This window comes from Clostridium lapidicellarium (genome assembly GCF_041224415.1).
GTDB lineage: Bacteria > Bacillota > Clostridia > Clostridiales > Clostridiaceae > Clostridium_B > Clostridium_B lapidicellarium.
Window position 1 is genome coordinate 1 of record NZ_JBGFFE010000007.1, and the last position, 26,277, is coordinate 26,277.

The following is a 26,277-nucleotide window of genomic DNA, read 5'->3' on the forward strand; positions in this document are numbered from 1 at the left end:
ATGCCTGAATAAAACAGTCTCACCACCTAGTTTGTATTCTGTATCCCCTTTCCCTATAGTTATTGTCTTCATAAGTGGTGCTGTAGCCTCTGACAATTTTTCTATTGATTCCTTGCTCATATGAGGACATTTGCTTATTTCCGCCGCTCCAGATGCCACTTTCATTGAAAAAGCCAGGCAGGTTGGAAATCCGCAGTCCTTACAATTTTTTTTCGGTGTTAATTTAAATATACCTAATCCTGTTAAAGCCATTTTGAATCCCCCTTAATTTAAATACTAGTATAATTTTTTATTATCCCAACAGTTCACTGATAAAGCTTCTCATTACTTCCACGGATTTAGGATGGCGAAGTATTATTGCATTACTTCCGGAAGCCAGTACTCCTGCAGCGGCTGCAACTTCCATGGAGATTCCCCTGTCTTCCTGATTTCCCCACTCCGGAGCTTCTTCTTCAGGTTCCACAGATTCTTTTGATTTCCATGTTTCAGAAGAAACCGGAGATATAATTGGAATCTGAAGGGTTTTATCATTTTGAGTCAAGGCTGCAAGTTTCACCCTGTCCAAAGTTGATATAACATATTCATAACCATATCCACCTGCCGAACATCCTACATTATCTACAACATTTTCATTTCCTATTCCAAGCTGATTTATCAAAATATTGATCTGTTTTGCCAAATTTATATCCACTGAAGATTCAGCTACAACCTTGTTATTATAAGCCAGAACACCAGCGGCAGCGACGGTTTTATAATTGTCCTCTACTGCTGACATCAAAAGTACATTGTGCCCTTCAGCAGCCTGGGCAATTTTTTCAAATAGCTTGGCATCTTTTTCGTGATTTCCCGTACCCGCAACCAAAAGTGGAGTCTTTATAGCTTCAACCACTGCTTTGACCTTTTCTGCACAATCTTCAGGTGACGAATCCTTACCATTGGGATCCGCACTTACAAGTCTCAGGCATATGAAATCCGGACTATATTTTTTCTCAACAAACTGCGCCCATTTTACAGTATCATTTGAAACGTCTTTGTATAACTCCTTTAATGTATTTGTCCAGCCTTCCGGGTAAACATCTGAAATTTCCATACCAATTTTGGGTGTATTTCCCGTATTTCCGTCAAAGCTATAAAATGGAAGTACCGACTCTCCTCCAAGTTTTACAGCTTTCTCTCCAGTGCCAATTTCAACTTCACCAATTTTCCCTGTATATTTCTGTATTGGTTTTTTAAACATAATGCTGCCTCCTTAGTTACTTTTAAATTCAATTTTCGATAATATTTCATTTATTGCCTTTCTGCAGGATGAATCCTCCGGCAAATCCACCAGGGCTTTACCATCTGAATCATAGTCATATACCATCTGATCCATAGGCACAACTCCTATCAAATTCAGTTCCTGTTTTTTTATTTCCTCTTTTATGCCGGAATTTAACTTACCCTCTGGTGCCCTGTTCACTATGAGAAAAATCTGACCAACTTTCAAATTCAATTCAAGAGCCAGACGTTTTATTCTACCCACAGCCTGAATGCCCCTCCTCGAACAGTCACTTATTAGAAGCAGGGCATCAATAGGATCTATGAGCTTTCTGCTCAAATGCTCCATTCCAGCCTCATTGTCAACCACTATATAATCATAATTGCCTGAGAGCAGATCCACTTCTGCTTTAAGTATCCCGTTAACATAGCAATAACATCCAGGGCCCTGGGATCTTCCCATAACAATAAGATCATATCCGTCACCTTCAGTTATTGAAGTATTCAATTTGTACTTCAAATAATCTGCTTTTCTCATTCCTCCAGGGAAACTGTCTCCTGAAAGTGACTTGCGATTCACATCTTCTTTTATTTCTCCTATAGTTTCTTCGATTTCTGTTCCGAGCACTTCATTTAAATTGGAATTGGCATCGGCATCAACAGCTAAAATGGAGCCCATATTCTTCCTTATCAAATAATCTATCAAAAGACCCGTCAAAGTAGTTTTACCTGTGCCTCCCTTACCTGCTACAGCTATTTTATATCCCATAGTACAACCTCCTCATATCGTTATGGTAAAGATTATTTACAACTTACTTAATGGCATTAATACACTGGCCATGGACATCATGGAGTGCCTCCATTATTCCCTCTGAAAGCGTCGGATGAGGGTGGATAACCTCTCCCACTTGTTCTGCAGTGAGCCCAAGTTCACAGGCTACAGCAAGTTCACCAATCATATCCGTGGCACGCTCTCCTACTATTGCAGCCCCCACAATAACATCCTTCTCATCTGTTATCACTTTTACAAATCCCTGAAATTTGCCCATTGCCTGAGCTTTCCCAAGACTTCTAAAATCAAATTTGCCAACCTTGTAGTCCATTCCCCTTTTCTTTGCTTCACTTTCTTTAATTCCTACAGACGCAATTTCGGGTTCTACAAATATACAGCTTGGTACAGCTTTATAACTCATCTTTTTCCTCTTATCCAAAAGAGCATTGTAGACAGCTACTACACCTTCTCTGGAAGCTACATGTGCAAGAGCCGGGCTTGGTATCAGGTCACCTACAGCATAAATACCCTCTATGTTGGTTTCCAGATATTCATTTACAATTACCCTGCCCTTTTTGTCAGTCTTAATTCCAACATTTTCTAGTCCCAATTTATCAGTATAAGCCCTCCTGCCAACAGCCACCAACATGGTCTCTGCTTCCAAAATCTTTCCGCTTTTTAATTCAGCAGTTACCCCGTTTTCTTTAACTTCCACACTGGATATGCCGTCTCCTACAAAATATTTTATTTTGTTCCGTTTAAAAGATCTCTGCAGCTGCTTTGCCACATCTTCATCTTCAAGAGGAGCCAGGTGGGGCAACATTTCAACTACTTTGACTTCAGTCCCCATACTGTGGAGGAAATACCCAATTTCACATCCTATTGGTCCCCCTCCTACTAAAATCATGGATTTAGGAAGTTTATTTAAATTTAACACCTCATCAGAAGTTATAACTTTTTTACCATCATATTTAAAAAACTTGGGTGTAACAGGCACGGATCCGGCTGCAAGTACAATTTTATCTCCACATACAATTTCCTTGGATCCATCTTCCCTTGTCACTTCTATGTTTCTGCTGTTTAGAAGTTTTCCACTCCCTTTTATAATTTTTACTCCCCTATATTTAAATATTGCCTCTATTCCCTTGACTAGTTGAGATACAATCTTATTTTTTCTCTTCATGATAAAATCGAAATCGACTTTTGCCTCTCCGCCAAGGTTGATTCCAAATTTAGATGAATTCTTTGACATTTCCAGCACATCCGAGCAGGCAAGCAATGCCTTAGTGGGGATACATCCGACATTCAGGCAGGTGCCCCCCACACATTTTTCTTCAATTACGGTTACATCTGCTCCCAAAATAGCAGCCTGAACAGCAGCTACATATCCGCCGGGTCCTCCCCCAATCACAACTAATTTCATTACAATCGCCCCTTTTTTTATAATCCTGCTTCGTCCAATATCAAAGGTACATTTTCCTCTGCACCAATGGCCATTATATGAACTCCGTCAAATAATCTTTCTTCCTTAATCATCCTTATAAATTCTCCGGCTATTTTTATTCCCTCTTTAGTTTTGTCCTCGGCATTTTTTATTCTGTCAATAAGTTCGTCGGGTACAAATATGCCTGGTACATTTTTATTCATATATCTGGCCATGCCTGCAGACTTCAAAGGTACTATGCCAATCATGATCTTTGCATCCAGATCTTTGGTCTTCTCTTTGAATTCTTTTAAAGTATCTATGTCATAAACAGCTTGAGTTTGAAAAAATTTAGCTCCGGCTTTGATTTTCTTCCTCATTTTAATAATCTGAAGCTCTAAGGGCTCATACTTGGGGGTGACACAAGCTCCCAGATAGAATTTGGGGATTCCACTTAACCCATTTCCGCTCATGTCCTTCCCTGCAGCTAAAGTGCTAGCCACCTGCAATATTCCAACGCTGTCAAGATCATAAACCGGCTTTGCCCCAGGATGATCCCCCACCCCGGTGTAATCTCCCGTAAGTGCCAAAACATTTTCTATTCCAAAAATACCTGCAGATAAGAGTTCCCCCTGAATTGCTATCCTGTTCCTGTCTCTTCCCGTTATCTGAAGCACAGGCTCCAGTCCTTCATCTTTTAGGATCTTACAGGTGGCAAGGGATGTAGCTTTCAATGTAGCAGATTGAAAATCTGTAACATTTACCGCATGAACCCTTCCCTTCACCTTATTGGCACACTCGATCAGGTGAGAGAGATCTGTTCCCTTGGGAGGTGCCATCTCGGCCGTAACTGCAAAATTACCTTTTTCAAAAGCTTCTTTCAGCAAGCTCATTTTTTTAAATCCCCCTTTTGACTATTACTTATTCCTCAGATTTATTTTACCAGGGTGCGAATTCACTTGATAATCTCTGGGTTCTCTCAACTTTTCCAGATTATCAAGTTGTCCTAATTCTTTCAATCTATTGTAAATCAATATCCATGCACAATCATTTTCGGGGTTAACTTCACATTTACCGTCCTTTGCCCCACCACAGGGTCCATTTAAAAGTCCCTTCGCACATTTAGTAATAGGACAAATCCCCCCGGTCCATCCAAGCTGGCAGTTTCCACAGGCCCTGCAGGCTTCAGAATACTTTCCTATTCTTTCCACTTCACCTATAAACATGGTATTGTTTCCTGGATAAACTGGAATATCAACCAATTTGGCTACAGTCTGTGTTCCATCCCCACAGGACAGGGACAGAACCGCATCTGTCTCTTTCAGCTCAGATCTTAACGATTTCAAATCCCTTTTTGTTTTCAAAAAATTACAGGCAGGATCAAGTATTTTATAACCTAGAACTTTTTTACCGTTTTCCTCCAGTTTGGCTTTCATTTTCAGCACTTCCTCCTCCCCGCCTACTTTACAGGTGGTAGCACACAGGGAGCATCCAGTAATCACCACTTTTTTGCTGTCCTCAAGACATTCCAGTAATTCCTCAAAAGGTTTCTTTTCCGAAATAATCATATTTTATACCTCCATTTAACCAAAGGTCTATAGGTTATTTTGCAGTTTGCAGGCTTTTACAATATGCTGTGCCAATATGGAAGAAGTTACCGAACCAACCCCTGCCGGCACGGGCGTAATCATCGAAGTTTTTGGCTGACAGTCTTCAGTGTTCACATCTCCGCAGATCCTTCCATTTTCATCTATATTTATACCGACGTCTACGACCACAGCACCGTCTTTTACATATTTCGAATCTATCATTTTGGCTCTTCCTATAGCCACCACAAGTATATCCGCTTCCGAACAAATCTTCGGCATATCCACAGTTTTGGAATGACATATTGTAACTGTAGCATTTTTATTTAAGAGAAGCATGGCCATCGGCTTTCCGACTATCATGGATCTACCTATTATAACCGCACGCTTCCCCTGCACAGGTATTTTATAATGCTTCAATATCTCTATAACAGCAGAGGGAGTACAGGGAGCAAACCCCGTTTTATCCTTTTCCATCACTTTTGCAACATTCACGGGGCTGAAACAGTCCACGTCCTTTTCAGGTGCAATTATATATTTTATAACATTCTCATCCAGCTGCCCCGGAAAAGGCCTGAACACCATTACCCCATTTACACTTTTATCTTCATTTATCTTCTTCAACTCATCAACAAACCTATCCTGTGTCACATCCTCGGGTAATTCTTTAACAGCTGCTTCTATCCCAATTTTACTGCATCTTTTTAAAGCTCCTCTTTCATAAGCAAGGTCACTTCCGTTTGCCCCAACTCTCACCAACGTAAGCTTTGGGGTAATACCCTTTACCTTCAAATTTTCAACTTCTTTAGTTAAAGTTTGACTTATAGCATCCGCCACAGGTTTACCTTTAATTATCTGACCCATACTTATAATCTCCTTCACATTTAAAATTGGCTTTTACAAAGTTTACTTAAAACCTTCTTGTACACTCTGTCAGCAACTTCAATACCATCCTCAACCAAAGGTTCTGTTTCCAATTTTATTTTTCTTACATACTCTTCATCTTTAATGGAATTTATGTTTATTATCACATTGAGCTGAGCTCCGATAATAGCAGCCTTAAGACACTGAACTCCAACACCCACATCACTTATGGCAAGTTTTGAACAATTGTCTACAAGTGCCTCATGAAGTTTAATTGCCTCATAAGCTTTCTTTAAAATATTCACCGGGACAGTGCAAGCTTTCTTTAGACATTTTTCCAAGGTTTCAAATTTCAATCTTTTTTCCTCTTCAGTTTCTTTAGGCATTCCATAGGCTTTGGAAAGCGGCAGAAAACATTCTGCATCTTCATCAACCAGTTCTAAAAGTTCCTTCTGCAGGCAAGCTGCCCTTTTTAATATTCCCCTTATTTTTTCATCATACTGGGCATATTTTTTCTTGCCTATAGTGAGGTTGCACACCATACTCCCCAGTGCCATACCTATGGATCCTACAATTGCAGAAGCCCCGCCCCCACCTGGTGCAGCTGCTTTAGAAGCCAGAACTCCCACAAAATTCCCACAAGTTTCATCTGCCAATTTCATATATCACTCCCCCTAAAATGTTCTAGAAAAGTCCACTTATCACTCCATTTTCATCCACATCTATCTTTTCGGCTGCTGGAACAGTAGGAAGTCCTGGCATCTTCATTATTGAGCCAGTTATTGCAACTACAAAACCTGCTCCTGCTGAAACTGTAACCTCTCTTACCGTAATTTTAAATCCTGTAGGCCTTCCAAGTTTATCTTTATCATCTGTCAGAGAGTATTGAGTCTTGGCTATACAAACCGGTGTCTTCCCAAACCCCAATTTTTCCAGTTCGTCAATTTGCTTGTTTGCCTGAGCTGTAAAGACTGCATCATCGGCACCATATATTTTCTGTGCTATAATTCTTATCTTGTCCCTAATCGGCAGCTTTTCGTCATAGGCAAATTCAAAATTATTTTTGCCGTTTTCTATAAGGTTCAATACTTCTTTTGCAACTTCTATTCCGCCTTCTCCGCCTTTTGCCCATACTTCCGACAGCTTTACATTAACTCCCAGCTCTTTGCACTTATCCTCCACCAACTTGAGTTCAGCTTTGGTATCTGTAGGAAATGCATTTAGTGCTACAACTGCCGGTAATTTGAATACTTTAGTTATATTTTCCACATGCTTCAGCAGGTTGGGAATTCCTTTTTCAAGAGCCTCGAGGTTTTCACTGTCCAGCTGTGTCTTTGGAACTCCACCGTTATATTTCAGCGCCCTCACTGTAGCGACTATTATAACGGCATCCGGTTTCAATCCACCCATTCTGCATTTGATATCCAGGAATTTTTCAGCGCCAAGGTCAGCACCAAATCCTGCCTCCGTAATTACATAATCACCAAGATGCAGTGCCATTCTCGTTGCCATTATGGAATTACACCCGTGGGCTATATTTGCAAAAGGTCCGCCATGTACAAAAGCAGGAGTTCCTTCAAGAGTTTGTACCAAATTTGGTTTCAGTGCATCTTTAAGGAGTGCCGCCATGGCTCCTTCAGCTTTTAAATCATGGGCTGTCACAGGCTTCCCATCTCTTGTATAGCCAACTACTATTCTCGCGAGTCTGGCTTTTAAATCTTTTATGTCACTTGCCAGACAGAATATTGCCATGATTTCCGAGGCAACAGTTATGTCAAACCCGTCTTCTCTCGGTGTACCGTTGGCTTTTCCACCCAATCCATCTACTACAAATCTAAGCTGCCTGTCATTCATGTCAACACATCTTCTCCACGTAATCCTCCTGGGATCTATATTGAGAGAATTGCCATGATAAATATGATTGTCTATCATAGCGGCCAGCAGATTATTTGCAGCGGTCATGGCATGTATATCTCCTGTAAAATGCAGATTTATATCTTCCATTGGAACAACCTGGGCATAACCGCCTCCCGCAGCTCCTCCTTTTATTCCAAACACAGGTCCCATAGATGGTTCTCTAAGAGCAACAATCACTGATTTATTAAGCTTTGCAAGTGCGTCTGCCACTCCTATCGACGTAGTGGTCTTTCCCTCTCCGGCAGGCGTAGGGTTTATAGCTGTACACAGTATGAGTTTTCCCTTTTTGCTGGGCGTGGTTTTTAATAAATTGTAATCCACTTTTGCCTTATATTTTCCATATAACTCAATATCATCTTCAGAAATACCAATTTTCTTTGCAATATCCTGTATATTCTCCATTTTACATTCCTGAGCTATTTCAAGGTCTGATTTATAAGCCATTATTATACCTCCATCTCCAATTTTTCTTTTATTTTTTTTATCTCCTCTACAGTTTTATTGTCAGAATCATAGGGAGATTTATTAACTCTGTCGGAATTTCCCACAGCACCACTATAGTGTATAAACCCAAGGCATTCTTTTTCATCTATATTTTGAAGTACAAACTCTTCATCCTCACTGTCTTTAATTTTATTGGCCACCACAAATATCTTTTCAATACCTATGTCTCCCGCCAATTTTCTTACATGTTTAAAAGTTTGTATACTCCTTATACCAGGCTCCACGACAACAATAAATACATCTACACCTTGAGCTGTTCCCCTTCCTAAATGTTCAATTCCCGCTTCCATGTCCATTATTACAATGTCCTTATTTTGAAGCAATAAGTGAGAAGTCAATTTCTTCAGCAAAACATTTTCCGGGCAGAAACACCCCGTACCGCCGGTGTTAACCGTTCCCATTGTCAAAAGTCTAACACCATTATATTCTCTGCAGTATCTCTCCGGTATATCATCCACTTTAGGATTTAATTTAAACATTTTTCCAAAAGTTCCCGGTATAGATTTAGTTCTTTCAGCTACCAGCTTTTTCATTTCTGAAATCGGCACGATTTTTTTAGTTATCTCAGGGGGAAATCCTAAAGCCAGCGCTAAATTGGGATCAGGATCTGCATCCACAGCTAAAACCTTATACCCTTCTGATGCATATATTCTGCTTATCACTGCTGCAAGCGTAGTTTTTCCCACACCACCTTTACCCGTTATAGCCATCTTCATTTTCACCTATAATCCCCCTCTTTCCTTGATATATGCTTTTATCAAAGTGATACGTCAATATATTATGTATCACTTTGATAACATATTTTGTATCATTTTAATAATTCATAAAATTAAAACCCACTAGTATCCTGTTTCAGACACTGGCATATTAGTTGCTTGTATTTTAAACCTAAATTCCTATTTTTTTGCGTTTTTCATTCATCCTGCTGAGAATTTGTTCAACTGCCTTTTTAGGATCGGTTTCTATAAAAAATTTAGCTCCAACCCAATCCTCAATTTTGTTGGTAAGGATATCCACAACTTCCGGTCCGCCCGTTACTGGAGGAACCACACCCAACCAGACATCAATGCCAGAACTTACTACATAGGTAGCTATTGCTACAGCCTTTTCCGACATCCACTCCGGTGCTACACCTACAACTGGAAGATCATTCAAATCAGACCCCAGCTGATTTGCCACTCTTCCAACCAAATCCAATATACGACTTATATCTACACAAGAGCCCATATGAAGGACAGGTGGTATATCTACAAGTTTACATACAGTAGCTAGTCCAGGTCCAGCATACTTTACTGCTTCTTTTTGTAATAACCCGTATTTTGCCGCCGCCTGGGCTGCACATCCCGTAACAACTACAATAACATCATTTGCTATCAAACCTTTTATAGTTTCAATGTGATTATAATCTTGAATCGTTTTAGGGTTATTGCATCCAACCACAGCTGCAGCTCCCCTTAACACACCGGATGTTATAACATCTGCCAGAGGTTTTACAGTTTGCATTGGCCCTATCTCGGTGTTCACAACTTTGTCCAATTTATTTAGAATTTCTTCTACACTGTATCCTACAATTGCATTTGATTTTAACTGAGGAATCATTACTTTACTCTGATCTCTATTTTTAAAATTCAATATTGCTTCTTTTAAAATCTTTTTGGCTGAATCCAGTGGACTTTCTTCATCCAATTCGATATAAATTGAATCTTCAATGTGCGCCTTTGGTGAAGTTGTTATAAACTTAGTATGGTAGGACTGCGATAATTTTGCAAGTGCCGGCATTATACATTGTACATCTACTATCAACGCGTCTACCGCACCTGTAACAACTGCCAATTCCTGCTGCATGAAATTTCCCGCTATTTTAATACCATGTCTCATGGAAATTTCATTTCCGGTACAGCACATTCCACAAAGATTTATACCATCGGCACCTACCGATTTAGCCAAATCTATCAGTTCCGGATCAGAAGCTGCTTGTACTATTGATTCTGAAAGGATTGGCTCATGTCCATGCAAAACTACATTTACTGAATTTTTTTCAAGTACCCCAAGATTAGCCTCTGTATCCACAGAATGTGGCGTTCCATACATTATATCGCTAAATTCCGTACCCATATAAGAGCCAAGCCATCCATCCGCCAGTGAACATCTCATAGACATCTTAATCATATTCTCCGCATCTGCATTGCATCCCATGTGAGTTGAGTGCATAATTGCCGTTACTTCCCTGTCAATCGCCCTCGGATATACGCCAAGTTTCTTCCAGATTTCCTTTCTCTTTTCCGGAAGTGAAGGTGGTAAATTTACCTCTCCAAGTTGTCTTCCAAAATCATGAAGTCCCTCTTTAGCCACATCATGTGCTATATCGTACTTATTTCTTCCCTCGGTTTCAACATTGAACCTATCCGCAGATTTTTTTAATTTTTCTTCATCTTTTATCTTTATATTTCCGTCTTCCCTGGTACGATATAAAGCAAGAGCTATACTTCTACCATGATCTGAATGAGCTGCCGTACCTGCTGCAACCATCCTTGCAAAATTTCTGGACACTATGACATCTGCCGTAGCTCCACATATCCCCCTTGAAACTCCTTTTCCAGGTACAGGACTCACCCTACAGGGTCCCATAGCACAATTTCTACAACAGACTCCTGCTGAACCAAACCCGCAGGGTACCTTGAGTGCCGATTTTCTATCCCAAGCCGTTTCTACCTTATCATTTTTGGCTTTTTCAAGCAATTCCAATGTAGCCTTGTCAATTGAGATAGCAGTTTTTTCCATATTAATAATTCCCTCCTTCTTAAAACAACTGCCTTATAACAGCAGTCATTTTTAAGTTAACTTAAATTACCTAATGCCCAACATCATATTCATAAAATAATTGTATTTAAATACAACTATAGATATAACTTAATGTTAAAAAATAAACATATAATTTAAATGAATTTAATTAATATTTAGAAATTAATTATTAAAATTTATCTTTGCTCAATTCTAAAATAGATATATAAAAATTTATCAATAAGATAAGCACTAAAAACTTTTTATCACTTCTTACATATATACTAACATAATATCAATTGATATGAAAAGGTTTTTTTATAAAATTATTTGTTAACATTTTTTAATAAATGCATCCAAAATATTTAAATATTTTGATTATATAGAAAATTCAGTAGAAAAAATAAGATTTACTTAGCATCAATTATATTTAAATGTAATATTTTACAAGATATAAGTATATTACTTTGGTATATATTTAACAATTATTAATGCATATTTACTATTATATTAAATAAAATAGTATTTATTTTCAGGTTAAAATTTGTAAGCTTTTAAGCAAGTCCCTGTAACCAAAGACTATATAATTCCATATATTATAATTAACCAAACCTTTAAATTGACAATTTTTTTATTACAACGGAATAATACTCTAAAATGAGGAGGCAATATTATGGCTATTTTTAAAGCTTATCCAACTGATGATGTATATATATCAGAGTTTTTTCCAAACACAAACTTCATATCATCACCGGTTTTATATAGTGGGGAATACACCCAGTACAACGGATGTCCAGATGCTTATGCAAGTTTACTGAAATTCAGTATTAAAAGCTCAATACCATATGGATCTGTAATATCAAAAGCCTATCTATATATTTACGTAAACAGGAAAAATAAACTTGACTGTAAATATCCATGCCAATCCATAACGGTCTATAATAATTTAAATAATTTTAGCGGAAACACAGCTACATGGAACAATGCACCAGATATTTCCATAACTCCTTATAAAAAAACAGTATCAGATGCAGATGTTGGAAAATTTATAAAAATAGAAATAACAAACTTAGTAATTGGCTGGTATAATAATTATCTTTCAAATAACGGCATAACTTTAGTTGGAATGGAAAATATCGTGGACAGTTTAATTGGATACGATAGTAGTAGGACTCCTAATTCGCCCTATTTATCAATAGAATATAACTGCAATTCAAGACATCCAGATCATAATAAGCCTTGTCCTCCAAATCATAAATGTAAACCTGGCCCTCCCGGTCCTCAGGGTCCTAAAGGTCCCCAAGGCGATCCTGGATGCCCTGGCCCTCAGGGCCCTCAAGGCAAACCTGGTTGTCCCGGCCCTCAGGGTCCTCAAGGTCCTCAAGGTGATCCTGGATGTCCTGGCCCTCAGGGTCCTCAAGGCAGACCTGGTTGTCCCGGCCCTCAAGGTTCTCAAGGTCCCAAAGGTGATCCCGGTTGCCCTGGACCTCCTGGACCTCAGGGTCCCAAAGGATGCAAAGGCGATCCAGGCTGTCCCGGCCCTCAAGGCCCTAAAGGATGCAAAGGCGATCCCGGTTGCCCTGGACCTCAAGGCCCTAAAGGATGCAAAGGCGATCCAGGCTGTCCTGGACCTCAGGGTCCTAAAGGCGAAAAAGGTGATCCCGGCTGCCCTGGACCTCAAGGTCCTAAAGGATGCAAAGGTGATCCCGGCTGTCCCGGCCCTCAGGGTCCTAAAGGATGCAAAGGTGATCCAGGCTGTCCCGGCCCTCAAGGTCCCAAAGGTAAAAAAGGTGATCCAGGAGCTCAAGGCCCTCAAGGTGAAAAGGGTGACCCAGGTGCCCAAGGTCCTCAAGGCGAAAAAGGCGATCCCGGCTGTCCCGGCCCTCAGGGTCCTCAAGGCAAATCCGGTTGTCCCGGCCCTCAAGGCCCACAAGGCAAGCCCGGTTGTCCCGGCCCTCAAGGTCCTAAAGGCGACCCCGGCTGTCCCGGTCCTCAGGGTCCTCAAGGCAAACCTGGTTGTCCCGGCCCTCAAGGCCCACAAGGCAAGCCCGGTTGTCCCGGCCCTCAAGGTCCTAAAGGCGACCCCGGCTGTCCCGGTCCTCAGGGTCCTCAAGGCAAACCTGGTTGTCCCGGCCCTCAAGGCCCACAAGGCAAGCCCGGTTGTCCCGGCCCTCAAGGTCCTAAAGGCGACCCCGGCTGTCCCGGCCCTCAAGGCCCACAAGGCAGACCTGGTTGTCCCGGCCCTCAGGGTCCACAGGGCAGACCCGGTTGTCCCGGCCCTCCTGGACCTCAAGGCCCTAAAGGTAATCCCGGACATGGTTCCATAATACCTTTTGCATCAAACGATCCTATTACACTAACTTCCTTTCCAAATGGAACAACTAATACGGTAAGTATAATAGGATTCGGAAACTCAATCAACGATATTAATATCTATGAAGGCAAAATTTATCTCGGTGGAATTCAAAATATAGCTTTCTCTATTCCGAGAAATGGAACTATAACCTCAATATCAGCATATTTCAGCACCAGCAATTCATTCTCATTAGGAGATGGTTCTGCAACTATTAAAGTACAACTATACAGCTCGGATACTCCGGATAACAGTTTTGAACCAATTCCAGGTGCTAGTGTGATACTGCCGCCTTTGGCTGGACAAATCGTCGATATTGATACCATTACAAATAACCTCAGTACTAATTTGAATATACCGGTTCATGCACAAACCCGTTTATTAATGGTATTTTCTATAACAACATCTGATATTTTCTGCAGCAGTATAATAGAAGGCTATGCAAGTGCAGGTATTACTATAGAATAAAATAACATTCTTAGAATTATAAATCCACTTTTAATATTCAGGGAAGTTTGTTTCATTCAAGCTTCCCTTCAATTCTCAAATTTTTCAATAGTCATTATTATAAATATATAATTTCTATTCTCTCTTTTTGAACAATTTTGTTATAAGCGATTGGCTTTTCCTAATTTCCAATTGATTTTTAAGCTTTTCATTTTCTTCAAGTAAATAATCCACTTTTTCTTTTAACAGTTTATTATTTTTTTCCTTTTCCTCTAACCTATTCTGAACATTTTCCGTAATAATTTGCTGGCTTGAAAATTGTTCTTTAACTTCGTTCATCTGCTTTTCAATATTTTTTTTAACTTCCATAAAAAAATTTAAATTTTCCTCTAGTCTTCTTTTCTGCTGAACAATTTTAGAAAACTTATCTTTATATTCATCTGCAGCATATTTTTTCTTTTGTAGATACATGCTAAATGAATCAATTTTTTCTTTAAGAACAATATTCTCACGGCAAATATTCTTAAACTTTTCTTTTATCTCTTCAATACTTTCATTTTCTTCATCAATATTTAACTTCTTATTGTAATGTTTTTCTAATAAATTTATATTGTTTTCTGCCAGATCTGAAGGTGAAAAAATAAGCAGTCCATTTTCTTCTATTCCATAAACCTTATATGGATACCTGCTTTTCCCAATATCAATAAAATTATATACTCTAACTGTATTCTCCGGCTTCTTACTAAAAAGAACTTTACGACTCCATTTCCCAAAACTATAACTTGAGCAAAATAGATCGTTGTTTTCCTGCCAGCAGGCAAAAAGATCATTATCTTTATAAAATATAATTGGTTCAATAGGTTCCATGTTACTTTTATAGATTTCATATTTTTTCATATAAATATCGCTTTCAACACAAACATGTTCAAGCAAATACACAGATCCTTCTTTAGTTTTATTAATTATATTGAATATATTGGAACTGCTCACTGCTTTGAACAGTACATTATCCCCCTGCAGTCCATAAAGCCTTCTATCAGAAGTCCACAAACCATTTTCATATTCACAATAAGACAGTGATATTTCATCGCCGCTATCAGAGAGAAAAAAGACATAAATGCAATCATAATCTTTTACTTCAACCTCATAGTATTTCTTTATTTTATCTGACAGAACTATATTTTGAATAGTGTAAAACCTTATTTCCTTTCCGTCCCATATGTAATGTTTTAAAATTCCGCGTTTACTGCCGTCAGATACTTTAAGTAGATAAAAGAAATTCAATTTGCCCTTTAGAATCACTGCTTTTAATTCTTCAATTTTAAATTGACTGCTATCTATATAATAAAGTAATTTACCAAACCATTTGCCATTTTTCATAGTACAATATCTCATTTCATACTTTTTATTGACATATATGATGTGAATTCTATCATCTTCAATACAAACAGCAAATTCAACCACTTCCATATCAATAGATTTCTCTTTTGTCCATTTCCCCTGATCTTCCATTAACTTATACACCAATGTACCGGTATCATTCAAATAAATTTTCCATAAATCATTATCGATATTAAATATCCACGGATATACATTTGCCATAATATCTTTCACCCCTTTAAATTATATTTTTATTAATATAATTTATAACTTATACAATTTACATTTTATAAAATTTTGCTAAATATATTATGTTTGTATATCACAACTATGGTATTCAAACATAATATATAATGAAGTATTAAATATTGTCCCACACCGTCCAATGAGCTATTTATAAGAAAAACATAAAAAACCAATGGTAAAAAATTAGACAAACAAATGCCTACGGTATACCGCGGACAGTTAAATTATAATTTTTAAAGGAGGAAAATCTATGTCCATAAATTTTAATAAATTTGTGCCCCGTCCAGGTCTTGTAAACAAACAAGGGCATTTACCAGATCCTTCCGAACTAGTTTGTGTGGAAGTACCTAAAGTATTCGATCAATGTTTGATCAAAAGGTGTATTTCCTATTGTGAAGGTCCTGATACAGATACAACAGATTATGAATTGAGAAGCAACCCATTGGATAATCCAAAAATATACATTGGCTGTAGAGATTTTAAAATTACATTGACATCAATAGAAAAAATACCTCTATCCTGTGAAAACGGCTATAAAAAATTAATTATCAATTACACTATTTCATTTTATGCAGATTATATAGACTGTAATGCAGTAAACAGGTGTGAATTATTTGAAATCAACAGGCAGGATGTAATTGGCAAATTTTACTGCCCCAATTCATTATCCAAGGTGACAGATACTTTAACTTCCAAAAACTCAAAAAATAATGACGAAAACATTATAAAACTTGAAATGGTGGCCGATGCACTTCAGGCCGTATTACATGAAGACGAAAATAAATGTAAAGTTCTGGATATTACTTTGGGATATTATATAATTGTAAAATGCGAACTTATAGTCCAATTGCTCATGCCAGCTTATGACTATTGTCCTGTTCCCAAAGAACCTTGTGAACCTGAACCCGAGGAAAATGTATGTGATAAATTCAATAGAGAACCAGTACCAAAATTTTATCCAGATCAAAATTTAACTCCGCTATTCCCCGATTGTGATCCGGATTGTGAAGATGATTGCAGACCAAATTCTACAGAAAACAATGGACATACCAATTAATTGCATCCAGTAAATTCTTTATTTTAATAGAGAGGCATATTAGTCAAATTGCTTTTGTATGCTTCTCTATTAAATACATATTTCGGAGAAATCTAAGAATCACTTGGTCCTTCTAAGGTGACAACATATTTTTTATACCTGCAGGGTTCAATTGAAGATATATTATCTATATTCACAACTACCCCATTATTATTCCTGCAATCTTGAACTTTTAAAAACCTATTTTCTATAATATCAGGGCTCGATATAATCTGCTGTGGATTTTCATTTACAATATATTCGGTACCGCTGTTCATAATTATCTTAAAATTACACATCATATAACTTTCCTTTCCATCACCTATTCTAAATATAATATTTCCATAAAACCAGCTATTTATAAGTAATACAGCGAAGTATTTTATATAACATATTTGATTCCAACTGCCCAGGTGCAGAGGCAGCTTTAGCTGAACCAAAGGTAACTGCCGATCCAAAAATCTCACCCGATATACGGGTGATAACTCCCAATGGTCCCATGGATATGGCAATAACCGGAGTCTCATTGTGGTAACATGCCATTTCATCAGTAGAAGACAATAAAGCAAGTACATCTTTTGCACTGTGTGGCATTACTGCAACCTTGGGTAAATCAGCACCCAACTGCTGCATTTTACACATTTTATATACTAGCTCATTCTTTGTAGGTGTCCTTTTAAAATCATGACTGGATATAATAACCTTGACCCCATATTGATGTAAGTCATTCACAATTTTCCTAACCAGTCCAGTATCTCCGATAGACAATTCAACGTCGGCAATATCAATATTTCCAGTAGCTGCAGCAGTTTTTATAAGTTCTTCGTAATATTTTATTGTGATTTTCTTTTTTCCGCCTTCCCTCTCAGTTCTAAAAGTAAAAATCAAAGGAATATTGCCCAAAACTTTCCTGGCCTCTGCAAGGACTCTTTTCATTTTTTGAATATCATACACATCTTCATAATAGTCAATTCTCCATTCTGCCAAATCCATATTGATTGTCTTTAAATACAATATTTCCTCAATAATATCTTTATCGCTGGAACCCATAAAAGGTACTGCAATTTTGGGGATTCCATCTCCCAATTCTATGTCTCTCACTTGTACTATATTCTTCATTTTTCTCCCTCTATCATTTACAATTTTATAATAATTATATTATAAAGTTTATTTTTAATATTTTGTTAAAATAAAGTATAATAAATATAAGATGATTGGTTAATCATTAATAAATTTATACAAAGCGGTGATAATTATGGATAAAGAAAATGTTAAAAATCAGGTATTAAAGGCATATAAATTCAGACATGCCTGCAAAAAATTCGACGGTACGAAAAAAATTTCCGACGATGATTTCAACTATATACTTGAAGTAGGAAAATTATCTCCAAGTTCCTTCGGATTTATACCGTGGAAATTCCTGATAATTCAAAACAATGAAATCAGGGAAAAAATATCGCCCGTAAGCTGGGGTGCAAAACTCAAGCTTCCCGATGCAAGTCATTTTATAGTAATACTGTCAAGGAAAACACCGGATCTAATATATAATTCAAAATATATTTCACATATCATGGAAGATGTCCAGAAGCTTCCACAAAATATAATAAATCAAAGGAAAAAGGGATATGAAAATTTTCAAAAAAATGATTTTAAATTGCTGGAAAGCGACAGGGCCATGTTTGACTGGGGATGCAAGCAGACTTATATAGCACTTGGAAACATGATGACAGCAGCAGCTTTCATAGGAATAGACTCTTGTCCCATAGAAGGGTTCAACAGAGAAAAAGTAGAAAAAATACTGGAAAAAGAAGGATTGCTAGATAGAGAAAAATTTGGAGTTTCCTGCATGGCAGCCTTCGGATACAGACAGAAAGAACCCAGACCTAAAACTAGACCGGATTTAAAGGATTTGGTACAATGGGTTAGATAAAACTTTATAAATGAGTTCAACAAAGTACAAACATAAAAATATCAAATCCGGTTGACTTTCGGTTTTTATCCGAAAATCTCCGTCATTTGATATTTAATCAGGCTTCATTTTCCCATTTTCTATAATCTTCTTATCAATTCCCACACCAATATCATAATTTCATGGGGAATAAATTTGGCAACTATTCTATGAATAAAACACACCGGTCCCGGAGTAGATACCGGAAGTCCCATTCTACTGTCATTAAGAGCCATAGCAGCTACACTTCTTGCTTTACCTGCAAATATGAAATTTTTTATTTTTCTACTGTCTCCATTTTGTTTTGCCTTTGAAATAAATTCAGTATTTTTAATCCAGTAAGGACAAACTGCTGTTACATGAATGCCTCTTGGCAGTAATTCTATTCTAAGAGCCCTGCTGTATCTATATAAAAATGCTTTTGTAGCGGCATATATATTCAAATATTGAAATGGCTGAAAGGCAGCTGTTGAACATATTTCAATAATTCGACTTTTCTTTCTCATATACGGCAATACCGCCACAGTCATGTCCATAGCAGCACGGCAATTCAAATCTATCATATCATCGCTGTCTAAAAGGCTTATGTCTTTATAACTTCCGATCTTCCCAAACCCCGCTGCATTTACCAGTATATTTACATGCGGTTTACGTTTCGCCAAATATTCTATAAAATAATCTATATTTTCCCTCTTGACGAGATCAAGCGGTATAACCTGAACTGGAACATTAATTTTATCGGCTAACTCTTCAAGACGTTCTTTTCGCCTGGCAACAGCCCAAACTTCATCAATATCCTTTTCTTTAGAGGCAATTTGATAAACGAATTCTCGACCCAGCCCGCTTGAAGCACCAGTTATTATGGCAATACCCATTTTACCCCCTCCTCATGTTTCATATTTTTAAAAGTCTCCGTTACAGTTGGGTACTGTGATTTTTCCCCCATTGACACATAGCCTCTACAAGTGGTATGAGACTTTTTCCCTTTTTGCTGAGAAAATACTCTACTTTGGGTGGAATCTGCATATACTGTCTTCTCAGTACAATTCCCTTTCTTTGAAGTTCCTTTAACTGAGAGCTCAACATTTTATGAGTAATTCCATCAATATTTCTTTTCAATACACCATATCTTATAGTTCCCATACAGGCCAGCAAATAGATTATTTTCAATTTCCATTTTCCACTTACAATCGACAGAGTGTATTCAAAAGGTTCTTTATTTCCCACATAACAAAGCTTTTCCGACATATCAATACTCTCCTTTATGATAGTATAGCACAAAAAAGTGCATACTATTATTTATATTCATACCAGTTATAATAGAGATAATCAAATTTTTGAAAAAGGAATGATATTTATGATTATCGATGGACATTCTCATCTTACCTTACCTGTGAAAGAACATATAAAAATCATGGACAAGGCAGGCGTAGATAAAACAGTGCTGTTTTCTACATCTTTTCACCCGGAAATGGATAAAAATGCACAGGAAGTAAAAGCCTCAATGAATTATCTCAATGAGCTTCTGAACGGTAAAAAGGGAAATATGACTGAAATACGTAAAAAATCAGTCCAAGAACTGGTAAAAGCCATTAATCTGTATCCCGAACGTTACACCGGCTTTGGTGCTGTACCTCCCGGATTGGATTTAAACACCACAGGACAATATATTTCAGATAATATTAAAAAAAATCATCTGGCGGGAATGGGTGAGTTCACACTAGGAAGTGGACAAATTCCTCTTTTGGAAAATATTTTTAAACTATCACATGAATTTGGAAATCTTCCAATTTGGATACATGGCTTCTTCCCACTTGAACTGCATGATATTAAAAAAATATCCAACTTTGCACGGAAATATCCTTCTATTCCCGTTATTTTGGGACATCTAGGTGGAATCAACTGGCTTGAAACAATGGATATGGCAAAAGAAATTCCCAATTTATTTCTTGATACATCTGCTTACTGTTCTACCTTTGTTTTAGGAACTGTTGTCAACGAATTACCTAAAAAATGTATTTTCGGAGTAGACAGACCTTTCGGCGACCTTGAATTATCCAAAGAAGCCCTCTTGAAAGTAGCTAAATCAAAATCCATCGCCAGTGCAGTATTGGGAGAAAACATAGCACAGATATTGAAAATTTAATTTAAAATACAAAGTATAAATATAAGCAATTCTAAAAAATAGAGAGCTAAAAAATCAGCTCTCTTACTCTTATGCCTTGTACGCTTTTTATGCGGTTTTTTTATTTTAAATGGCAGGGGTAGAAGGCTTCGAACCCTCAACCAACGGTTTTGGAGTTCTTTATCTACTATGTATAATACTTTTAAAATTTATTAAAATCTTTGATTTAAGCCATCCTACAACCCGTTAGGATTAATTTTTTNTTCTTTATCTACTATGTATAATACTTTTAAAATTTATTAAAATCTTTGATTTAAGCCATCCTACAACCCGTTAGGATTAATTTTTTTGAATAAATTTATTAATTTTTTTGAAAATTAGACAGCCATTAGACAACCAAATAATACTTTAGCTTAACGAATTTATATATGTCTTTAAATTATTAAGTATCAGTTTTAAGCTTTTATTCTCATCTTTCAATGTTTTGTTTTCTGCTTCTAGTTTTAGTTTTTCTTCCTCTTCTAATTTCAACTTTTCATTTGTCATAAAAATCTCCCCTTTAATTAATTTATTTTTATTATAATACGTAATCATCAGCAAAAAACTTTTTTATTTCTTCAATATTTCTTATATATAATACCACTTTTAACCAGATAAAGCAAACATACGTTCGATATGTTAATTCCATATGAAATTTCCGTATATATATTATAAGCCCATTCTTGTTTACTGGCAGCAAAGGTTTCGACAAATGGAGGAAAATCGTTCTACATAGTCTAGCAATTTCCAGCATTTTAATATTTATTTTTTACCATATTTTATATTATTATAAAATAGATGTCGAATTATAGGAGAACACTTTAAATGTTACTGATAAAAAAATATAGACTTGCCAAAAATATCACCTTAAGAGAACTCTCTATTTTAGCTGGTTGTTCCTATGGATATTTAAGCCAGCTTGAAAATGGCAAAAGGAGGAATCCATCATGGAAATTAACTAAGAAAATAGCACGTGCACTTAGGATATGCCCTATAACGTTATTAGGAGGTTACTGCAGCCGTTTTTGTAATCCTAAATGCTATTATTATAAAAAATATTTTGAATAAAAGGTTATTAACTGTTTATAACTTTTAAGACACAGTTATAAACCTTTTATATACTTTATTTAGGTGAGACGTATGATAAAAAAAGAAAATACAATAGTTACAGCTGTTATTCCTAAAAAGGTATATGAAATGCTTGAAAAAGAAGCCGAATATGAAGATAGGTCTGTTAGTGGAATGGTACGTAAAATTATAAAAGATCATTATGGAATAAAAGATAATGAATAGAGAAAGAGCCCCTAAATAAATTAGGGGCTCTTAGACTTTCATGAGGTTCCTTATTTCAAAATGGCACAATGATTTAAGCGCTAACCTCATGTTTGTTTCTTACCACACATAAGAAACATTTTTTAAATTACACGAAAGAGAACTTTTTACTGTCTGTTATACATTTAATATCTCTATTTAATTATATTTTACCATTTATACGCTGCTAGTCAATACTTTTGATAAAATATAATGCAGCTTTACCTTGCTGCTTTTATTACTATAAGAATATAAACTCTCCAAACCTAAATGCATAGCAAAGGCTTCAATTCTTTTGTGAGAGTGTGGATCTCACCAGAAGGCCTGTATTTATACCTAATTGAAGCAATATGGGTGGGAAGAAAGAAATGCAGATCAGAGAAATATACCTATTTTGGATGATTATTCTGATTTTTTGCAGGCATATATAGAACTGCATGGGAGGCTTGACTATTCAACTAGATATATGAGTAAAAATAAGAGAGAAAGATATAGAGGACTTAGGCTAAGGATATATGGCAATTACATAATAATAAATTCTATCAACAATATATTACATAGATACATAAAAGTTAGTTTAAAAACTCCACAGCTTAATATAAACAAGAAAACAGCTATCCTTTACTACACCTCGTTCAAAGAAATAGATGCTATTATAAATTACATATCTGGGACACCTTGTTTCCTAGAGTTTTGGCAAGATGTAGATATGAAATTAAAGAAGCCAGTAATTTATAAAGAACCCCTTAAAAAACTTTTAAAAAACTTATAAAAAAGTATTGACATTGTACGTACATGGGCGTATAATAGCATTATAAGATAAAGAAAGTAAAAAATAATGGAGGGTTTTAAAAATGGGAAATGTTAAAATTTTAAAAGATGAAATTAAGGGAGCTATTAAAGAAAAAGGATTAGACGGATATGGACAGATTGAGTTAGATTTTGCAGATTTAGGCGAAGAGGAAGAAATTCGAGAGGCAAGTAAAGAACTAGGGTTTAAAATAGAAAAAGGCGAAGGCCAGGGCGTATACTGGTTAGTATTGCAGGAAGAAAAATATATAGATGGTGTATTAGGATTGGATGGTACAGAGTTCCAGATGAATGGGAACTCTGTAGAACTGAAGGTAGAGAAAGGGGATTACCCAGAAATATTCCTTACTATTATAGTGAACGGTCAAGTGATGTTTGAAGAACCCTTCAAACTGATTGATGAGCAAGATATGATATGGATGGATGATGTTGTCCATACCAGAGGATATCACGAGGAAGACGGGGAATATACTGAAGAGTTTGAGCATGTTGAAAATCTATTACTTACAAGTTGTGGTATGGAAAGTTCGTTATATTAGAAAATATTTTGGTTGGCAGTTATCCAGAAAACTGCCAGAAGGAGGGAATAAAAATGCTAGATGATAGAATATATCTCCGGGCGAATAGTTCGGAGAAAAGAATATTTAGAGAAGTAGCTAAAAGAAAAATACAGGATGGGAACGCTGTAATACGGGTTATTATGCGTAATTACATTAAAAGTTATTTTGTAGAAGAAATTCAAAGTGTTACTCTCCCGGCAGAAAAAGCACTTTGTGATGAAGAATGGGCAAAAGAGAAAAAAATACCTTTAGATGCAAATATAGAAGTTGTGTTTAAAGAAAATAGAATTGAGTACAACAGAAGTGACAATAACTCAAATGAACCCGTATTGGTAGGGCTTGACAAGTGGGATGATATATTTGAAAATTATCCAGAATTATTGGAATACGCTTTAGGAGCATAGAAAAATGGGAAGGATAAAAGACTTAACCGGTCAAAGGTTTGGAAAGTTAATGGTATTAGAAATAACGGATAAAAGGGATTTACATAATTCTGTGATATGGAAGTGTAAATGTGACTGCGGGAATATAGCTTATGTCTCAAATTCAAATCTACAAGGCGGACAAAAGTCATGTGGATGTCTAAGGGAGGAAAGACTAAAAGAACATAGGAAGAAAAACTTTAATCTAGTTGGAAAGAGGTTTGGGAAATTAGTTGTTTTAGAGCAGGCAGGAGTAGATAAATACCAACATTCTTTATGGAAATGTAAGTGTGATTGCGGCAATATAGTAATAGTTAGGAGGGAGAGCCTTACTCTAGGCATGACAAGATCGTGCGGATGCATGGTAATGAAACATTTGGAGGATATAAAAGAAAATAATTCTGTGGACAATACAAACATTGCTATTATTAAAAAATTAATAAGCAATAATAAATCTAAAGTAACCAAAAGTGGAATAAAAGGAGTAGGTTGGAGCAAGAAAAGGGAAAAATGGATAAGCTATATAATGTTTCAAAAGAAACAACACATATTAGGCTATTTTACAGAGCTAGAAGATGCCATAAAAGCCCGTAAAGAAGCGGAAGAAAAATATTTCAAATCGTTTTTAGAGAAACATAATAAAAAATAAAGCCCGGTGGGGATAACCTACCGGGCTAAAACTATTTCTGTGGAGTTGTTGTATCCTTCACGACAGCTGGAGCCACTGCACTTTGTACAGTAGAAAGTTTGTTTTGCAAGGTGCTTATATTGGCTTTTAGTTCTGTGTTTTCCTTTGTGGTCGCATCCAGTTTCTTCTGTATCGGTGCAATTTTCGCGTCTATGAGTTTGTTTATATCGGCAGAATCGCTTTCCTTTACAGCCCACTCCACAATTAAGCTTATAACATTTACAAGGGTATCGCTTACCTTTATGCCTTTACTTGCTAGAAAATCAGTCAACCCTTTTATGGCTGTATTCTTCCTATCTGCGGCAGAAAGCTGGCCAGATAAATACAACTGTTCCACTCCGCCGACAATCTTTAGGGCCATGTCAAACAGACCCGTGATGTCTATTTTCTTATATCGTAGGTACCCAAATACAAACAGAAGAATTACAACTACTGCAACACCAGATATTATATATACGTTATTCATTTTATTGCCTCCTAATTATTCAAAAATATCGACCAAGTATCAAGTCCCAATACTCCGCTTGTAGCTCTACCCCAATTTTTCTGGAGATTTGTAACTGCTTGGAATGTAGGCTCATCATATGTCATAGGCTTGTATGAGCCTTCTTTTAAATATCCATACATAACAAGTTTCTGCTGCAACCATAAAACTACATGAGACTTATGCCCCTTAGTTATCAAAGGTTCAATCCCCTGTAATGCCGCCGAAGTATTTCTTCCTGCTATACCGTCACATAAGAGTTTTGCATTGTAGTCATTGTTCAGTTGATATTGTAAGGCGCAAATCTGTTTTTGCAGCGTAGTAAGTTCCTTGGTTGGTATGACTCCTGTAAATATGGAATCGTTGAAGTAGTCCCTGTCTACGTCACCAACCATGCCTGCAACTGTTCCTGCGGCTGTATACTGCCAGCTTGCGGCATCTGGATATTGTACTGGCTGTTTTCCATAGCTTGCGAGCCAAATAGGTACGTTCCCGATATTTCCAGATAAGTATTCATAGTAGAATGAAAGCCCCGTATAAACGCCTATCTTGTAACCTCTGCCTTGAACATAGCCTATAAATTTGTTTGTAAAATCTATAGCCTGAGATTTTGTCCAATTCGGCTGATTCTCTATATCCAGCCATAAGATTGTGTCTAAATGTAGCCCCTGTATCTGGTTTAAAAAGTGTTGTGCCTGTGCTACTGGTTGACCGTTATTTGTGGCAAAATGGTAATATCCCACCTTAAAACCGTATTGAGGGAGCATAGAAGCTCTATAACTTAAAAGGCTATCATTATAAGTCATGCCTTCGCTAGCCTTCTGGATTACCACACTTACGCCAGAATTTTTAAGTTGCTGGTAATCTGAAATGTTGCTATACTCGTATACGTCCACACCTTTGTATATGTTTGTGGCTTGTACATTTGCGGGTATAAAAAAAACGCCAGCCGTAAACGCTAGTGCTACAATAAATGTTATTATTCTCTTTTCCATTTTATCCCTTCTTATTTTATTTGTTCTTCCAATCCATCTATTCTGTGATGAGCTGATGCCGTAGAATCTTCGACTTTCGCTAATCGTTCCCCCATATCTTGTTGCCTTACTCCTAATGCTTTAACATCATCACGTGTATCTTTTACATTGCCTCCCATAACATCAATTTTTGCTTCTATTATTGCCAAACCTTTAGTATTGTCTTTGCCGTCTTTTGTGTAAAGTCGGCTTAAGCTTATAATTGCAACAATAACTGCTATACCAGATATTACCGTTCCAATAATTTCCAT

Annotated in this window: 30 protein-coding genes; 10 read left to right on the forward strand and 20 right to left on the reverse strand. The window is 36.8% G+C overall.

What is annotated here, in order from left to right:
- The 11 genes from AB8S09_RS06515 to cooS form a co-directional block, all read right to left on the reverse strand.
- A partial coding sequence (locus tag AB8S09_RS06515) for a (Fe-S)-binding protein (RefSeq protein ID WP_369868711.1) occupies window positions 1–252 on the reverse strand: 252 nt, incomplete at its 3' end.
- A gap of 40 nt (window positions 253–292) precedes the next feature.
- Window positions 293–1,237, reverse strand: coding sequence for an acetyl-CoA decarbonylase/synthase complex subunit delta (gene acsD / locus AB8S09_RS06520; protein ID WP_294180118.1), 945 nt, complete (start codon window positions 1,235–1,237; stop codon window positions 293–295).
- Between the two features lie 12 nt (window positions 1,238–1,249).
- Window positions 1,250–2,026: an ATP-binding protein gene (locus AB8S09_RS06525; protein WP_294180116.1), complete on the reverse strand. Its 777-nt coding sequence runs from the start codon at window positions 2,024–2,026 to the stop codon at window positions 1,250–1,252.
- A 43-nt stretch (window positions 2,027–2,069) separates the two neighbouring features.
- A complete protein-coding gene (lpdA, locus tag AB8S09_RS06530) occupies window positions 2,070–3,452 on the reverse strand; it encodes a dihydrolipoyl dehydrogenase (RefSeq protein WP_294180114.1) in 1,383 nt (460 codons plus the stop codon).
- A gap of 17 nt (window positions 3,453–3,469) precedes the next feature.
- Window positions 3,470–4,345 carry a methylenetetrahydrofolate reductase gene (locus AB8S09_RS06535; protein WP_294180112.1) on the reverse strand — a complete coding sequence of 292 codons (876 nt, stop codon included), beginning with the start codon at window positions 4,343–4,345 and terminating at the stop codon, window positions 3,470–3,472.
- Between the two features lie 24 nt (window positions 4,346–4,369).
- On the reverse strand, window positions 4,370–5,020 hold the full coding sequence (locus AB8S09_RS06540; RefSeq protein ID WP_294180110.1) for a methylenetetrahydrofolate reductase C-terminal domain-containing protein: 651 nt from the start codon (window positions 5,018–5,020) through the stop codon (window positions 4,370–4,372).
- Window positions 5,021–5,047: 27 nt separating this feature from the next.
- Window positions 5,048–5,902 (reverse strand): bifunctional 5,10-methylenetetrahydrofolate dehydrogenase/5,10-methenyltetrahydrofolate cyclohydrolase, encoded by an 855-nt coding sequence (locus tag AB8S09_RS06545; RefSeq protein ID WP_294180108.1) that lies wholly within the window; start codon window positions 5,900–5,902, stop codon window positions 5,048–5,050.
- Between the two features lie 20 nt (window positions 5,903–5,922).
- Entirely contained in the window at window positions 5,923–6,564 is a 642-nt protein-coding gene (locus AB8S09_RS06550; RefSeq protein ID WP_294180107.1) for a cyclodeaminase/cyclohydrolase family protein, read from the reverse strand.
- 22 nt (window positions 6,565–6,586) lie between these two features.
- Window positions 6,587–8,263, reverse strand: a complete 1,677-nt coding sequence (locus AB8S09_RS06555; protein WP_294180105.1) for a formate--tetrahydrofolate ligase — start codon at window positions 8,261–8,263, stop codon at window positions 6,587–6,589.
- Between the two features lie 2 nt (window positions 8,264–8,265).
- Entirely contained in the window at window positions 8,266–9,039 is a 774-nt protein-coding gene (locus tag AB8S09_RS06560; protein WP_294180312.1) for an ATP-binding protein, read from the reverse strand.
- A 172-nt stretch (window positions 9,040–9,211) separates the two neighbouring features.
- Window positions 9,212–11,104 carry an anaerobic carbon-monoxide dehydrogenase catalytic subunit gene (gene cooS, locus AB8S09_RS06565; protein ID WP_369868712.1) on the reverse strand — a complete coding sequence of 631 codons (1,893 nt, stop codon included), beginning with the start codon at window positions 11,102–11,104 and terminating at the stop codon, window positions 9,212–9,214.
- Between the two features lie 673 nt (window positions 11,105–11,777).
- Here cooS and AB8S09_RS06570 point away from each other — a divergent pair.
- Complete coding sequence (locus AB8S09_RS06570; protein ID WP_369868713.1) at window positions 11,778–13,925, forward strand: exosporium glycoprotein BclB-related protein; 2,148 nt, start codon at window positions 11,778–11,780, stop codon at window positions 13,923–13,925.
- A gap of 114 nt (window positions 13,926–14,039) precedes the next feature.
- Here AB8S09_RS06570 and AB8S09_RS06575 read toward each other — a convergent pair whose 3' ends face one another.
- Window positions 14,040–15,506 carry a hypothetical protein gene (locus AB8S09_RS06575; RefSeq protein ID WP_294180100.1) on the reverse strand — a complete coding sequence of 489 codons (1,467 nt, stop codon included), beginning with the start codon at window positions 15,504–15,506 and terminating at the stop codon, window positions 14,040–14,042.
- A gap of 274 nt (window positions 15,507–15,780) precedes the next feature.
- Between AB8S09_RS06575 and AB8S09_RS06580 the strand changes: the two genes are divergently transcribed.
- Window positions 15,781–16,587, forward strand: coding sequence for a hypothetical protein (locus AB8S09_RS06580; protein ID WP_369868714.1), 807 nt, complete (start codon window positions 15,781–15,783; stop codon window positions 16,585–16,587).
- Between the two features lie 92 nt (window positions 16,588–16,679).
- Here AB8S09_RS06580 and AB8S09_RS06585 read toward each other — a convergent pair whose 3' ends face one another.
- Together AB8S09_RS06585 and aroD are read right to left on the reverse strand one after the other, a co-directional pair.
- Entirely contained in the window at window positions 16,680–16,907 is a 228-nt protein-coding gene (locus tag AB8S09_RS06585; RefSeq protein WP_294180095.1) for a hypothetical protein, read from the reverse strand.
- A 52-nt stretch (window positions 16,908–16,959) separates the two neighbouring features.
- Complete coding sequence (gene aroD, locus AB8S09_RS06590; RefSeq protein ID WP_294180092.1) at window positions 16,960–17,724, reverse strand: type I 3-dehydroquinate dehydratase; 765 nt, start codon at window positions 17,722–17,724, stop codon at window positions 16,960–16,962.
- Between the two features lie 136 nt (window positions 17,725–17,860).
- Between aroD and AB8S09_RS06595 the strand changes: the two genes are divergently transcribed.
- Window positions 17,861–18,535, forward strand: coding sequence for an NAD(P)H-dependent oxidoreductase (locus AB8S09_RS06595; RefSeq protein WP_369868715.1), 675 nt, complete (start codon window positions 17,861–17,863; stop codon window positions 18,533–18,535).
- A 119-nt stretch (window positions 18,536–18,654) separates the two neighbouring features.
- Here the strand turns inward: AB8S09_RS06595 and AB8S09_RS06600 are convergent, their stop codons facing one another.
- Together AB8S09_RS06600 and AB8S09_RS06605 are read right to left on the reverse strand one after the other, a co-directional pair.
- Window positions 18,655–19,428: an SDR family NAD(P)-dependent oxidoreductase gene (locus tag AB8S09_RS06600; RefSeq protein WP_369868716.1), complete on the reverse strand. Its 774-nt coding sequence runs from the start codon at window positions 19,426–19,428 to the stop codon at window positions 18,655–18,657.
- A gap of 40 nt (window positions 19,429–19,468) precedes the next feature.
- The gene (locus tag AB8S09_RS06605) at window positions 19,469–19,801 is read right to left on the reverse strand and encodes a winged helix-turn-helix transcriptional regulator (protein ID WP_294180087.1); all 333 of its coding nucleotides are present in this window, start codon (window positions 19,799–19,801) and stop codon (window positions 19,469–19,471) included.
- A 109-nt stretch (window positions 19,802–19,910) separates the two neighbouring features.
- Here AB8S09_RS06605 and AB8S09_RS06610 point away from each other — a divergent pair, with 109 nt between their 5' ends.
- Window positions 19,911–20,699, forward strand: coding sequence for an amidohydrolase family protein (locus AB8S09_RS06610; RefSeq protein ID WP_369868717.1), 789 nt, complete (start codon window positions 19,911–19,913; stop codon window positions 20,697–20,699).
- 387 nt (window positions 20,700–21,086) lie between these two features.
- Here AB8S09_RS06610 and AB8S09_RS06615 read toward each other — a convergent pair whose 3' ends face one another.
- Window positions 21,087–21,224, reverse strand: coding sequence for a hypothetical protein (locus tag AB8S09_RS06615; RefSeq protein ID WP_369868718.1), 138 nt, complete (start codon window positions 21,222–21,224; stop codon window positions 21,087–21,089).
- A gap of 318 nt (window positions 21,225–21,542) precedes the next feature.
- Here AB8S09_RS06615 and AB8S09_RS06620 point away from each other — a divergent pair, with 318 nt between their 5' ends.
- The 6 genes from AB8S09_RS06620 to AB8S09_RS06645 all read left to right on the forward strand — a co-directional run bounded on the left by AB8S09_RS06620 (window position 21,543) and on the right by AB8S09_RS06645 (window position 24,469).
- On the forward strand, window positions 21,543–21,785 hold the full coding sequence (locus AB8S09_RS06620) for a helix-turn-helix domain-containing protein (protein WP_369868719.1): 243 nt from the start codon (window positions 21,543–21,545) through the stop codon (window positions 21,783–21,785).
- A 72-nt stretch (window positions 21,786–21,857) separates the two neighbouring features.
- On the forward strand, window positions 21,858–22,010 hold the full coding sequence (locus AB8S09_RS06625) for a ribbon-helix-helix domain-containing protein (RefSeq protein ID WP_369868720.1): 153 nt from the start codon (window positions 21,858–21,860) through the stop codon (window positions 22,008–22,010).
- A gap of 412 nt (window positions 22,011–22,422) precedes the next feature.
- Window positions 22,423–22,800 carry a hypothetical protein gene (locus tag AB8S09_RS06630; RefSeq protein WP_369868721.1) on the forward strand — a complete coding sequence of 126 codons (378 nt, stop codon included), beginning with the start codon at window positions 22,423–22,425 and terminating at the stop codon, window positions 22,798–22,800.
- Window positions 22,801–22,882: 82 nt separating this feature from the next.
- Complete coding sequence (locus AB8S09_RS06635) at window positions 22,883–23,377, forward strand: hypothetical protein (protein WP_369868722.1); 495 nt, start codon at window positions 22,883–22,885, stop codon at window positions 23,375–23,377.
- 53 nt (window positions 23,378–23,430) lie between these two features.
- A complete protein-coding gene (locus AB8S09_RS06640; RefSeq protein WP_369868723.1) occupies window positions 23,431–23,802 on the forward strand; it encodes a hypothetical protein in 372 nt (123 codons plus the stop codon).
- 4 nt (window positions 23,803–23,806) lie between these two features.
- Complete coding sequence (locus AB8S09_RS06645) at window positions 23,807–24,469, forward strand: hypothetical protein (protein WP_369868724.1); 663 nt, start codon at window positions 23,807–23,809, stop codon at window positions 24,467–24,469.
- A gap of 31 nt (window positions 24,470–24,500) precedes the next feature.
- On the opposite strand, the gene AB8S09_RS06650 is transcribed toward AB8S09_RS06645, so the two are convergent.
- Genes AB8S09_RS06650 through AB8S09_RS06660 form a run of 3 tightly spaced genes read right to left on the reverse strand, consistent with a single transcriptional unit; the run spans window position 24,501 to window position 26,277 of the window.
- A complete protein-coding gene (locus AB8S09_RS06650) occupies window positions 24,501–24,974 on the reverse strand; it encodes a hypothetical protein (protein ID WP_369868725.1) in 474 nt (157 codons plus the stop codon).
- 11 nt (window positions 24,975–24,985) lie between these two features.
- Window positions 24,986–25,987, reverse strand: a complete 1,002-nt coding sequence (locus AB8S09_RS06655) for a GH25 family lysozyme (protein ID WP_369868726.1) — start codon at window positions 25,985–25,987, stop codon at window positions 24,986–24,988.
- Window positions 25,988–25,998: 11 nt separating this feature from the next.
- Entirely contained in the window at window positions 25,999–26,277 is a 279-nt protein-coding gene (locus tag AB8S09_RS06660) for a hypothetical protein (RefSeq protein ID WP_369868727.1), read from the reverse strand.

Bases quoted from the DNA above. Each gene is read 5' to 3' on its own strand.
- AB8S09_RS06550 (WP_294180107.1), bottom strand. From the start codon at position 6,564: ATGAAATTGGCAGATGAAACTTGTGGGAATTTTGTGGGAGTTCTGGCT.
- AB8S09_RS06585 (WP_294180095.1), bottom strand. From the start codon at position 16,907: ATGATGTGTAATTTTAAGATAATTATGAACAGCGGTACCGAATATATT.
- acsD (WP_294180118.1), bottom strand. From the start codon at position 1,237: ATGTTTAAAAAACCAATACAGAAATATACAGGGAAAATTGGTGAAGTT.
- AB8S09_RS06615 (WP_369868718.1), bottom strand. From the start codon at position 21,224: ATGACAAATGAAAAGTTGAAATTAGAAGAGGAAGAAAAACTAAAACTA.
- AB8S09_RS06605 (WP_294180087.1), bottom strand. From the start codon at position 19,801: ATGTCGGAAAAGCTTTGTTATGTGGGAAATAAAGAACCTTTTGAATAC.
- AB8S09_RS06645 (WP_369868724.1), top strand. From the start codon at position 23,807: ATGGGAAGGATAAAAGACTTAACCGGTCAAAGGTTTGGAAAGTTAATG.
- AB8S09_RS06620 (WP_369868719.1), top strand. From the start codon at position 21,543: ATGTTACTGATAAAAAAATATAGACTTGCCAAAAATATCACCTTAAGA.
- AB8S09_RS06610 (WP_369868717.1), top strand. From the start codon at position 19,911: ATGATTATCGATGGACATTCTCATCTTACCTTACCTGTGAAAGAACAT.
- AB8S09_RS06540 (WP_294180110.1), bottom strand. From the start codon at position 5,020: ATGATTATTTCGGAAAAGAAACCTTTTGAGGAATTACTGGAATGTCTT.
- AB8S09_RS06545 (WP_294180108.1), bottom strand. From the start codon at position 5,902: ATGGGTCAGATAATTAAAGGTAAACCTGTGGCGGATGCTATAAGTCAA.
- AB8S09_RS06600 (WP_369868716.1), bottom strand. From the start codon at position 19,428: ATGGGTATTGCCATAATAACTGGTGCTTCAAGCGGGCTGGGTCGAGAA.
- AB8S09_RS06635 (WP_369868722.1), top strand. From the start codon at position 22,883: ATGGGAAATGTTAAAATTTTAAAAGATGAAATTAAGGGAGCTATTAAA.
- AB8S09_RS06555 (WP_294180105.1), bottom strand. From the start codon at position 8,263: ATGGCTTATAAATCAGACCTTGAAATAGCTCAGGAATGTAAAATGGAG.
- lpdA (WP_294180114.1), bottom strand. From the start codon at position 3,452: ATGAAATTAGTTGTGATTGGGGGAGGACCCGGCGGATATGTAGCTGCT.
- aroD (WP_294180092.1), bottom strand. From the start codon at position 17,724: ATGAAGAATATAGTACAAGTGAGAGACATAGAATTGGGAGATGGAATC.
- AB8S09_RS06535 (WP_294180112.1), bottom strand. From the start codon at position 4,345: ATGAGCTTGCTGAAAGAAGCTTTTGAAAAAGGTAATTTTGCAGTTACG.
- AB8S09_RS06625 (WP_369868720.1), top strand. From the start codon at position 21,858: ATGATAAAAAAAGAAAATACAATAGTTACAGCTGTTATTCCTAAAAAG.
- AB8S09_RS06575 (WP_294180100.1), bottom strand. From the start codon at position 15,506: ATGGCAAATGTATATCCGTGGATATTTAATATCGATAATGATTTATGG.
- AB8S09_RS06660 (WP_369868727.1), bottom strand. From the start codon at position 26,277: ATGGAAATTATTGGAACGGTAATATCTGGTATAGCAGTTATTGTTGCA.
- AB8S09_RS06570 (WP_369868713.1), top strand. From the start codon at position 11,778: ATGGCTATTTTTAAAGCTTATCCAACTGATGATGTATATATATCAGAG.
- AB8S09_RS06640 (WP_369868723.1), top strand. From the start codon at position 23,431: ATGCTAGATGATAGAATATATCTCCGGGCGAATAGTTCGGAGAAAAGA.
- AB8S09_RS06525 (WP_294180116.1), bottom strand. From the start codon at position 2,026: ATGGGATATAAAATAGCTGTAGCAGGTAAGGGAGGCACAGGTAAAACT.
- AB8S09_RS06655 (WP_369868726.1), bottom strand. From the start codon at position 25,987: ATGGAAAAGAGAATAATAACATTTATTGTAGCACTAGCGTTTACGGCT.
- AB8S09_RS06560 (WP_294180312.1), bottom strand. From the start codon at position 9,039: ATGAAGATGGCTATAACGGGTAAAGGTGGTGTGGGAAAAACTACGCTT.
- AB8S09_RS06580 (WP_369868714.1), top strand. From the start codon at position 15,781: ATGTCCATAAATTTTAATAAATTTGTGCCCCGTCCAGGTCTTGTAAAC.
- AB8S09_RS06595 (WP_369868715.1), top strand. From the start codon at position 17,861: ATGGATAAAGAAAATGTTAAAAATCAGGTATTAAAGGCATATAAATTC.
- cooS (WP_369868712.1), bottom strand. From the start codon at position 11,104: ATGGAAAAAACTGCTATCTCAATTGACAAGGCTACATTGGAATTGCTT.
- AB8S09_RS06650 (WP_369868725.1), bottom strand. From the start codon at position 24,974: ATGAATAACGTATATATAATATCTGGTGTTGCAGTAGTTGTAATTCTT.